The 8,100-nt window shown below is 74.0% G+C and carries 5 protein-coding genes and 1 pseudogene; 5 read left to right on the forward strand and 1 reads right to left on the reverse strand.

What is annotated here, in order from left to right:
* Positions 1–105 precede the first annotated feature (105 nt).
* The 5 genes and pseudogenes from A6Q79_RS14845 (at position 106) to A6Q79_RS14865 (ending at position 5,970) form a co-directional block, all read left to right on the forward strand.
* A pseudogene (locus A6Q79_RS14845) lies at positions 106–776 on the forward strand (FecCD family ABC transporter permease).
* Positions 773–1,558 carry a heme ABC transporter ATP-binding protein gene (locus A6Q79_RS14850; RefSeq protein ID WP_289016617.1) on the forward strand — a complete coding sequence of 262 codons (786 nt, stop codon included), beginning with the start codon at positions 773–775 and terminating at the stop codon, positions 1,556–1,558. Before A6Q79_RS14845 ends, A6Q79_RS14850 begins: the two are co-directional and overlap by 4 nt.
* Positions 1,552–2,727, forward strand: a complete 1,176-nt coding sequence (locus tag A6Q79_RS14855) for a hypothetical protein (protein WP_289016618.1) — start codon at positions 1,552–1,554, stop codon at positions 2,725–2,727. Before A6Q79_RS14850 ends, A6Q79_RS14855 begins: the two co-directional genes overlap by 7 nt.
* On the forward strand, positions 2,708–3,985 hold the full coding sequence (locus A6Q79_RS14860; RefSeq protein ID WP_289016619.1) for a hypothetical protein: 1,278 nt from the start codon (positions 2,708–2,710) through the stop codon (positions 3,983–3,985). Before A6Q79_RS14855 ends, A6Q79_RS14860 begins: the two co-directional genes overlap by 20 nt.
* Positions 3,986–4,005: 20 nt before the next feature.
* A complete protein-coding gene (locus A6Q79_RS14865) occupies positions 4,006–5,970 on the forward strand; it encodes a hypothetical protein (RefSeq protein ID WP_286690573.1) in 1,965 nt (654 codons plus the stop codon).
* A 61-nt stretch (positions 5,971–6,031) separates the two neighbouring features.
* Here the strand turns inward: A6Q79_RS14865 and mfd are convergent.
* Positions 6,032–8,100 (reverse strand): transcription-repair coupling factor (mfd, locus tag A6Q79_RS14870; protein ID WP_317698692.1); only part of this gene is annotated, 2,069 nt, incomplete at its 5' end.

Raw genomic sequence — 8,100 nt, forward strand, 5'->3', positions numbered from 1 at the left:
GTGCTGCACCGCGTGGGCCTCGACGTCCTGCCCCTGCCGACGCACCCCCAGGGCGACAACACCCTCTGGCAGGTCCGCTTCCCGCGGGTCGCGCTGGCGCTGCTCGTGGGCGCGGCGCTGGCGACCGCCGGGGCACTGATGCAGGGCGTCTTCGGCAACCCGCTCGCGGAGCCCGGCGTGGTCGGCGTGTCCGTGGGTGCCGCCCTCGCCGCCGCGTTCGTCATCGTCTTCCAGGTGACCCTGCTCGGCGCGTGGACCGTGCCGGCGTTCGCGTTCGTGGGCGGCCTGGTCACCACCCTCACGGTCTACGCACTGTCACGGGCCGACGGACGCACCGAGGTGGTCACGCTCGTGCTCACGGGCATCGCCGTCAACGCGGTGTGCAGCGCGGGCCTGGCGCTCATGCTGTTCCTCGGCGACACGTCGGCGCGCGAGGAGATCGTGTTCTGGCAGCTCGGCAGCCTCAACGGCTCGCGCTGGGAGCAGGTCTGGTCGCCCTGCTCACCGCGGCCGCCGTCTCCTTCGCCGGCATCATCGCCTTCGTCGGCCTGGTCGTGCCCCACCTGGTCCGGATGGTCGTCGGTCCCGGCCACCGGGTGCTCGTGCCTGCCAGCGCGCTCGGCGGGGCGCTCCTGCTGCTCTGGGCCGATCTCTTCGCCCGTACCGCCGTCGCCTACGCCGACCTGCCGATCGGCATGCTGACCTCGCTGGTCGGCGGGCCGTTCTTCTTCTGGCTGCTGCGCCGCACGCGCCGGACCGCGGGAGGCTGGGCGTGAACGCCCCCCTGGTCGCCTCCGGCATCGGCGTGGAGCTGGGTGGCACGCCGGTCCTGCACGACGTCGACCTCGAGGTGCGCCTGGGCGAGCTGCTCGTGCTCGTCGGACCCAACGGTGCCGGCAAGTCCACGCTCCTCGGCGTCCTCTCCGGCGACCAGGTCCCCCAGCGGGGCACGGTGACGCTCGACGGCCGCCGCGTCGCGAGCCTGCGCGCCGGCGAGCTCGCGCGCCGGCGCGCCGTGCTGCCGCAGGAGAACCGGCTCGCGTTCGGGTTCCGCGTCGTCGACGTCGTCCGCATGGGCCGGGCGGCGTGGGCCGGACGTCCCGAGGAGGAGCGCGACGACGTCGTCGTCGCCGCGGCACTGCGCCGCAGCGACGTCGCACACCTCGCCGAGCGCGTCTACCCCACGCTGTCCGGCGGTGAGCGCGCTCGCACCTCGCTGGCACGCGTGCTCGCGCAGGAGACCGCCCTCGTGCTGCTCGACGAGCCCACCGCGGCGCTCGACGTCCGCCACGTCGAGCTCGTCATGGCCCAGGCCCGCGAGCTGGCCGCTGCCGGTCACGCGGTCGTGGCCGTGCTGCACGACCTGACCCTCGCCGCCGCGCACGCCGACCGGGTCTGCGTCCTCGCCGACGGTCGCGTCCGCGCCGTCGGGGCACCGCGCGCCGTCCTCACCGCCGAGCTCCTCTCCACCGTGTACGAGCACCCGCTCGAGGTCGTCGACCTCGACGGTCGGCTGCTCGTCCTCCCCCACCGAGACCCCCAGGAGGCCCCGTGCTGACCGGACCGTCCCCCGCTCCTGCCGCACTCCCCCGACGCACGACCGCGGCCCTCGTGGCGCTCTCGCTGGCGCTCGCCGGGCTCGTCGCCGTGGTCACGGCACCGCCTGCCGCGGCCGAGTCCCGCGTCGGCGTGGCCAACGCCCAGGGGTCGGCCGTGGTCGACCCGACGTACGCCACGACCCTCACCCTGCGCGGCCAGGGCTTCCAGTCGATCAAGAACGGGCACGGCGGCATCTACGTCTTCTTCGGCACGGTCTCCGGGACCTGGCGTCCGTCGCAGGGCGGCCAGACCGGGCGCAACCTGCTGTACGTCCCCGACAGCGAGACGAAGGACAACCAGGGCTTCCAGAAGTTCGTGGCCTTCCCCGGCAGCGACACCGCGTCCGCCGCGAACGGCGGCACGCTGGCCGCCGACGGCTCGTGGTCGACGCGGATCGTCGTCCCGGGCGCGGTGTTCAAGGCTCGCGACCGCAGCAACAAGGTCACGACGGTCGACTGCCGCCGGACCCGGTGCGGCATCATCACGATCGGAGCGCACGGCGTGAAGAACGCCCGCAACGAGACCTTCACCCCCGTGTCGGTGGCCGACCTGACCGCCGCGGCCCGTGGAGGCGCCGCCACGTCGTCGTCCTCGTCGTCGGACGGCGACGGCGCCGCCGTGGCCGGTGGCGACGCCCCGACCGCCGAGGCCAAGGAGGCCGAGGGCAGCGCGGCGAGGACGGCGACGCGACGGACCAAGCCCGTGCTCGCCGTGGACCGCGAGACGGCCGTGGCCGGCCACGTGCTCTCCTTCAGCGCCACCGGCCTGCGGCCCGGGGAGCAGGTGACCGCCACCCTCGACGACGGCGTGGCCGCCGTGGGTCCGCTCACCGCAGGCGCCGACGGTCAGCTGGCCGGGGCGCTGGCGCTGCCCGCCGACGTCGGCGTGGGCACCCACGAGCTGCGACTCAGCGGCGGCACGGCGACCCCCAGCGTCTCCTTCCCGGTCGCCGCCCCACCGCCCTCGGCGGCGTCGACCGTCGACACATCCGGCGGCGTGCCCTCCTGGCTGCCGATGGCCGCCGCGGGCCTCGCGCTCCTCCTGCTGGTCGGTGCCGTGGTGTTCGCCGTCCGGCGCCTGGTCACCTCCCGTCGGAAGGAGGAGCGTCGTGCCGCGGCCCTGGCGTGACCTCGTCGCCGCCGGCCTGGCGCTCGGGCTGGCGCTGCTACCGTCGGCCGCCCTCGCCGACCAGCCCGGCACCGGCGACCCCGACCCCTCGGCCCAGGGGGCGTCCGGACCGCGCGCCGTCGACGACGCCGTCCTGCGCTGGGGACTGAACGACGAGTCGAACAACCGGGCCTTCGCCCCGGGCACGATCAACTTCCTCTCGGCCGGCAAGGTGCCGGACCCCGGACGGGGCGGCACGATCATGCCGGCGTCTGGCTGGTCGGCACGGACGGGCGACGTCGCGGTCGAGAAGTGGGACGGGTCCGCGTACCGGCCCGCCACCTGGGCGGGCCTGCGCACCGACGCGACCGGCGCGGCCATCGGCGGGGGCCGGTTCTCGGGCCACCAGCTGGTGTTCTCGGGCGGCGAGGGCACGATCGACGCCGCCGCTGGCGACGCGACGATCAGCTGGGACGGCGACGCGAGCGTCGTCTACTACTCCGGCATGGCGTTCTTCTACCTCAGCGACCCGGAGCTCGTGGTCGAGGACGGCGTCGGGCAGGTGACGGCCGAGCTCGGCGGGTTCGCCTCGTCGATGGAGGACCTGACGGCGTGGGGACCCGTCGCGCCGGAGCGCGTCGTCGTCGCCGACCTGGGCCGCGTCGACCTCGGGTCGGCGCAGGAGGAGGCGGGCGGGTTCACCGCCACCCCGGCCTACGACGGCGTCCAGGTCACGGGCGTGCCCCAGGTGCGCCCGTACGGCTCGTTCCCGCAGTCGTTCGTCGACTTCCAGCGCACGACCGGCACCGCGGCCTACTGGTACAGCAGCGGCGGCTCGGCCGACCCCTACAAGAAGGCGTCGCCGATGACGGTCTCCTGGGCCGGCGCCGACGTCACGCCGCCGCCGACGCCCGGTCCGGCTCCGCTCGACCCCATCGAGAACCCGGTCGTCCAGCCACCGCGGCCGTCCGCCACCACCCCCACGACGTCGTCCGCAGGACGACGGTCCGGCGCGGCCGCACCCGGCGCGCCCGCCGCGAACCTGGCCCCACCGGCCGACGCGGCCCGCGCCGCCGCCCGTGGCGAGCTGGTCCAGACCAGGCCGGTCTCCACCCTGCTGCCGCTGCCGCCCACCGCGTCGGAGCGCTCCAGGGACGCGCTCTGGTGGTGGCTCGCCGCCGCGCTGACGGGCCTCGCCGCGCTCGTCGTCACCGGCAGCAGCGTCGCGGCCTCCCGCACGTCCCGCCCCTCCCCCGAAGCAGCCCCCCGGCGGGGCTGACCACCTCCGAAAGGAACACCATGTCCACCACCCCCACCCGCCGCAGGACGCGACTCGTGTCGCTCCTCGGCGCCGGCGCCCTCGCGGCGGCGACCCTCGCGGTCGTCACGCCGTCGGCCGGAGCGGCACCCGCCGCCTCGACCGCGTCGGACACCGTCAGCGAGGCCACCTTCACCTGGGGCCTGAGCGGCTACGCGCAGGACGGCATCTTCGGTCCCTGGACGTTCAAGGACCCGACCGGCGACGCCCGCTACCTCGCCGGCGACGTCAGCACCGTGCCGAACACGTCCCCGCAGCAGGTCTACCGCGTCGACCCCGTCCCCACGACGTCGTTCCCGACGTCGAAGGCGGGCAAGGCGCCGAACGTCGTGCAGTTCACCGGCGGCGACGGCACGGTCGACCGCAGCACGGGCGCGGCGGAGCTGAGCTGGAGCGGCAGCTACACCGTCAACGCCTACCCCGCGCAGTACGGCGCCCCCGACGAGATCTACGCCGACCCGCAGCTCGACGTGGAGCCCGACGGCTCCGGCACGCTGACGATGCGCTTCACCATCGGTGCCGGTCAGTCCATGACCGGCGAGGCCTTCCCCGCGAAGGACTTCGGCCGGCTCACCATCGCGACGTTCGACGCCGGCTCCCTGAGCGCCCAGACGTCCACGGGCTACCGGGTGACGCCCGACTACCAGGGCGTCACGTGGGACGCCCCGTCGGGCACCACCGCCCAGACGCGGACGTGCTCGGCGCAGGACGGCGCCACCGGCTGGTGGGGCGCGTGGCCGACGGACTTCCTCGACGCCCTCGCCTCCCACGAGGCGGGCTCGTCCGTCCTCGCGCACTTCTACTCCACCGGCTGCGCCGGCAAGCAGGACAACAAGCCGCAGCTCCCCTTCGACGTGACCTTCGCCCAGACCCCGACGGTCACCGTCTCCGACACCGAGATCACCCGTGGTGACACCACCTCGGTGACCGTCGAGGGTCGCGGCTTCGACCCGTCGCTCGCCACGGGCACGCGGCCTCCGTTCGCCGGCCAGAAGTCCGGCGTGTACGTCGCGTTCGGCCGCTACGCCGACGTCTGGCGTCCGTCGCAGGGCGCGCCGTCGTCGGCGCGCGCCAACGCGGACAGCGGCGACACCTCCGCGCCGGCCGTGAAGTGGGCCGTCCCGCGTGCGTCCTTCGCCGCGAGCAGCCCGGCACAGGACCCGGAGGCGCCGAACTACACCGAGCTGCGCAGCGACGGCACGTTCACCGCGACGATCCCGGTCAACGAGGACTGGCTGAAGGACCGCACCGGCACCTACGGCATCTACACCTACGCCGGCGGCGGCGCGACCGTCGCCGCGTACGAGACCGCCACGCCCCTCACCTTCGTCGACCCGGCACCCGAGCCCCTCACGCCGACGCTCTCGCGCGGCTCGGAGGTCAAGCCGACCCGCACGACGACCGGCTCGACCCGCGTGACCGTGGCGAGCCCCGACGACTCGGTGCCGACCGGCACGGTCCACACGACCCTGGTCAACGGCAGCACCACCCTCACCGGGCCGAAGGCGACGTTGAAGGACGGCGTGGCCACCGTCAAGGTGCCGAAGGCGACCCGCCTGGGGCGCTGGACGTCGACCGTGCACTACTCCGGTGACACGACGCACGCCGCCGCCACGGGCGCGACGACGACGATCGAGGTGACGCGGTACGCCGCCACGGTGCGTCGTCCGTCGACCACGCGGCCGACCAAGCGCAAGACCGGTCGCGCGACGGTGGTCGTCACGTCCGCCAGCCCCGCCCAGGCGACGGGCACGGTGCGCGCGGTCCTGAAGAAGGGCCGCACGGTGCGGTACAGCCGACCCGTCACGCTGAGGAACGGCCGCGCCGTCGTCGGCATCCCGGCGGCGGGCTCGACCGGCACGTGGACGTACTTCATCCGCTACTCCGGCGACGCCAACCACCCGGCGAAGGACGGCACCCGCACGGCCCTGCGCATCACGCGCTGACGCCACGCGACGGACGGCCCGGCACCTGCAGGTGCCGGGCCGTCCGTCCGTCGTCCGTGGCTCAGGCCGTGAGGGTCTCGACGACCGTGGCCACCCACTGCAGCAGCTCGCGACCACGCAGCGGACGCCCGCCGACGGGTGCCGTCTTGGGCGCGGGCACGAGCGCGACGTGCGTCGCCGGCTTGTACAGCACCTCCGTGACCTCCGGCGGCTCGCCGTAGCGGTCGACCAGCTCCGCGCGCAGCTCCTCGACGTCGGCGTCGGAGCGGACGTCGGCCAGCCGCTTGTACATCTCCAGCCGCAGCCGCTCGCTCGGGACGTAGTCGTGCGGCAGGTGGGCCTCGACGGGGAGCTCGAGCTTCACCTCGCGACCGCCCGGCAGGCCGTCCTCGCCGCCGTCGCCGCGGAACTCCGCCACGGCCTCGCCCACGAGCCGCACGTACAGGTCGAAGCCGACGTCGGCGATGTGGCCCGACTGCTCGCCGCCGAGCAGGTTGCCCGCGCCGCGGATCTCGAGGTCCTTCATGGCGACCTGCATGCCGCCACCCAGCTCCGAGTGCTGCGCGATGGTCGCGAGCCGGTCGTGGGCGGTCTCGGTGAGCGGCTTGTCGGGCGGGTACAGGAAGTAGGCGTAGGCCCGCTCGCGCCCTCGCCCGACCCGGCCGCGCAGCTGGTGCAGCTGCGAGAGGCCGAGCGTGTCGGCCCGCTCGATGATCATCGTGTTGGCGTTGGACACGTCGAGGCCCGACTCGACGATCGTCGTGCAGACGAGCACGTCGTAGCGCTTCTCCCAGAAGTCGACCATGACCTTCTCCAGCGCCTGCTCGCCCATCTGGCCGTGGGCGGCGGCCACGCGCGCCTCGGGGACGAGCTCGCCCAGCCGCTTCACGACCTTGTCGATCGACTGCACGCGGTTGTGGATGAAGAACGCCTGTCCCTCGCGCAGCAGCTCACGGCGGATCGCGGCCGCCACCTGCTTGTCGTCGTACGCGCCGATGAAGGACAGCACCGGGTGGCGCTCCTCCGGCGGGGTGGCGATGGTCGACATCTCACGGATGCCGGTGACCGCCATCTCGAGGGTGCGAGGGATCGGTGTCGCCGACATCGCCAGGACGTCGACGGCGGCCCGCAGGTGCTTCAGCGCCTCCTTGTGCTCGACGCCGAACCGCTGCTCCTCGTCGACGATCACGAGACCGAGGTCCTTGATCTGGACGCCGGGCTGCAGCAGGCGGTGCGTGCCGACCACGAGGTCGACGCTGCCGTCGGCGAGACCGGCGAGGGTCTCCTGCGACTCCTTCTCGGTCTGGAACCGCGACAGCGGCCGGATGGTGACCGGGAACTGCCCGAAGCGCTCCGCGAACGTCGCGTAGTGCTGCTGGACGAGCAGGGTCGTCGGCACCAGCAGGATGACCTGCTTGCCGTCCTGGATGGCCTTGAAGGCGGCGCGCACCGCGATCTCGGTCTTGCCGTAGCCGACGTCGCCGCAGACCAGGCGGTCCATCGGGACCGACCGCTCCATGTCGCGCTTGACCTCGTCGATGGTCACGAGCTGGTCCGGGGTCTCGACGAAGGCGAACGCGTCCTCGAGCTCGGCCTGCCAGGGGGTGTCGGGACCGAACGCGTGCCCCTTCGTGGACTGACGGGCGGCGTACAGCTTGATCAGCTCGCCCGCAATCTGCCGGACGGCCTTGCGCGCCTTGTTCTTGCGCGCGGTCCAGTCGGCGCCGCCCAGCTTGTCGAGGCTCGGGCTCTCGCCGCCCACGTAGCGGCTGACCTGGTCGAGCTGGTCCATGGGGACGAACAGCCGGTCGCCGGGCTGCCCACGCTTGCTGGGCGCGTACTCGATCACGAGGTACTCGCGGGCGGCGCCCTGCACGGTGCGGTTGACGAGCTCGACGTAGCGCCCGACGCCGTGCTGCTCGTGCACGACGTGGTCGCCGGCCTTGAGCTCCAACGGGTCGACCTGCTTGCGCCGGCGCGCGGGCATGCTGGCGCGGTCGGGACGCTCGGCGGCGCGCTGGCCGACGAGGTCGTCGTGGGTCAGCAGGACCGCACGCGGCGCGACGAGGCCGTGGCTCAGGTCGGCGACGACGACGGCGACCCCGCCGCTGCCGGCCGCCGGCACCCCAC

It is taken from the genome of Aeromicrobium sp. REDSEA-S32_B7, assembly GCF_001626145.1.
Taxonomy (GTDB): domain Bacteria; phylum Actinomycetota; class Actinomycetes; order Propionibacteriales; family Nocardioidaceae; genus Aeromicrobium; species Aeromicrobium erythreum.

Bases quoted from the DNA above. Each gene is read 5' to 3' on its own strand.
- A6Q79_RS14865 (WP_286690573.1), top strand. From the start codon at position 4,006: ATGTCCACCACCCCCACCCGCCGCAGGACGCGACTCGTGTCGCTCCTC.